General features: G+C 63.2%; 2 protein-coding genes. Both read left to right on the top strand.

Annotated elements, in window-relative coordinates; genetic code table 11:
• Positions 1 to 218 precede the first annotated feature (218 nt).
• Positions 219 to 542, top strand: coding sequence for an invasin (locus QSJ19_RS26380; protein ID WP_286324016.1), 324 nt, complete (start codon positions 219 to 221; stop codon positions 540 to 542).
• A 29-nt stretch (positions 543 to 571) separates the two neighbouring features.
• The coding region (locus QSJ19_RS26375) for a TPR repeat domain-containing protein (RefSeq protein ID WP_502876346.1) at positions 572 to 2191 on the top strand (1620 nt) is incomplete at its 3' end.

Below are 2191 nucleotides of genomic sequence, written 5' to 3'. Positions count from 1 at the left end.
CTCGATCGGGTCGTTCAAATGGAGGAGTTCGGCGATGCGACGACACGCTGCCCCGCCAAGCATGTTGGCGCTGCGTACCGTCTTCGACCTGGATGGAGACCTGGTATTAGCCCACTTCCGAGATGGATGCGACTGATCCGTCCCGATGATCGGTGAGCGGGATAGGCGACGTAGAATGCGCACCAGGTCACGAGCTCACAACGACCATCGGGGGAACGATGAGCGGGGAATTCACCGTCAATCCAGGCGCCATGGACGGCATCGCGGGCGCTTTGGAGGGGATGGGGCACTTCATCGAATCCACACCACGACCCGACGTGACCGCAACCGTCAACGCGGCGATGCCGGACTCACCACTCGTCGGCGCCGGTTCCGATGCAACAACGAAACTGACTCAGGCTCAGACTGCGGTGTCCGGACAGTGGGAGACGTTCGCCTCCGCTGTACGCGCCGCTCGGGCGATCTCGGTCGACGCAGACGACGAGAACGCGACCAAGTTTCGCACCCTGTCCGCTCTCCCGGAGAACGAGTCACCCCGATGAGTGGGCACCCACCCCTCACCAAGGCGATCATGGATACGTGGCGGCCATGGGAGCTGGCGGCGGTAAAACTGACCGACCTCGCAGACGCCATACGAGAGAACTCCGACGCCGCTGAACGCACGGTCGACCAGGTGCCGACCACGTCCTGGGCCGGTGATGCCAGGTCAGCGGCCAACGTTCGCGCAAGTGACCAGAACGGATGGGCGAAGAGGGTCGCCGGCAAAGTCGATGATCTTCAGACCGCGTTGAACAGCGCCGCCGCGGCGATCGACTCATCGAAGACCTCGGTGAACGGCGCCCTTCTTGGAGCCACCTCGCAGCGCTTCGTGCTGGTCAGCGAATCCGACCCCTCGTGGAAGATGCGGTACGTACCGAAGGGGGACGAGGACCTCACTCCGGGTCAGATCGCCGATCTGGAACGCGAGATGACCGACTTCGTGAAGGGCAAGGCTGACGAGCTGGCGACCACCGCGTCCGATCACGCCGCTCACATACAGAGTGCCGTCGGGAATCTTCATTCCGTCGCACCGCCGGCGCTCACCCTCAGCGCGCAAGATGGTCGACGCCACGGCCAGATGGCCGCCGATGGATGGACGGACGAAGAAGCCGCCGAGGTCGGACGCAGCTTGCGCGCCGCCGGTCTGAGCGACGAGCAGATCGCGCGGCTGTTGAACGGCGACAAGCTGGACGACGTCCCGCGCGGCGCCCAGGAGTACCTACACATGTTCTACGGTTCGGTGGGTGCAGACGGTCTGTTCGACTTGAAATCCACGTTCGATGGCATGCAGACACCCGCCGGAGACGCCTGGTCGAAGGCGCTCGGCCAGGGTCTGATCACCCTGTCGAACGAGGACGTCGGCGCAAACACCGGGTATCAGTACCTGCCTGGGTGGGCGCAGGACTGGGCCGGTAACCACAACTCCATGGACAACCGGCGCATCGCGAGCCTCGACGTTCCGCTCGCCGGTTTGTTGAGCAATTCCGGATCGACGCCGCCGGGAGAACGATTCGGCACCGAACTCATCCGAAAGAGCGTCGGGGGCGCCGGCCGCACGGTGGAGGGTATCGAGCATCCCGAAATGGTCTACGGAACGGGCCAGGATGACCCTGACGCGTTGAAACGCAACTACGAGTCGACGATTCGGACCTTCATGGAGGTGGGTACCAGAAACCACGAGGCGTCAGCTGCCATCCTCACCGGCGAATACTCCACCGGCGAGAAGCTTGCCGACTATGACAGGGACACCATGGTCGGATACGCGCTGAAACACGATTGGGACGATGGGGGCGACGTCGCGGGGGGTCTCATCGATTGGATTCGCGACGATGGCGGGAGTGGCGACCCTACCAAAATCGCGCTCGCAGATCGCGCATTCAGCGGACTGTTCGACTACACCACCTCCACCGCCGACTCCAATCATTTTTCAGATCTGATGAACGCCAACTCCTCTGGCGATGCCATCGGGAAGATCAATCCACATATTGCGCAATCCCTCCGCGAGGCATCCCTGCCGTATCTGAACATCCTCGCCGGCGGCGAGTCCGGACCTCATGGCCATCCAGGATTCGATCCGGCCATACCGTCCGAGGAACTGCAGCGCCGCGCCGCAAGGCTCTTCACGCTTATCGCGAGCGACAACACCTACGGC

Source organism: Gordonia sp. ABSL11-1 (assembly GCF_030315685.1).
In the GTDB taxonomy this organism is placed as follows: domain Bacteria; phylum Actinomycetota; class Actinomycetes; order Mycobacteriales; family Mycobacteriaceae; genus Gordonia.
Note: the sequence above shows the minus strand (reverse complement) of the source record. Positions and strands in the feature narration are given on the sequence as shown.

Excerpts from the sequence above, each read along its gene's own strand:
- QSJ19_RS26380 (WP_286324016.1), top strand. The coding sequence starts at position 219 with ATGAGCGGGGAATTCACCGTCAATCCAGGCGCCATGGACGGCATCGCG.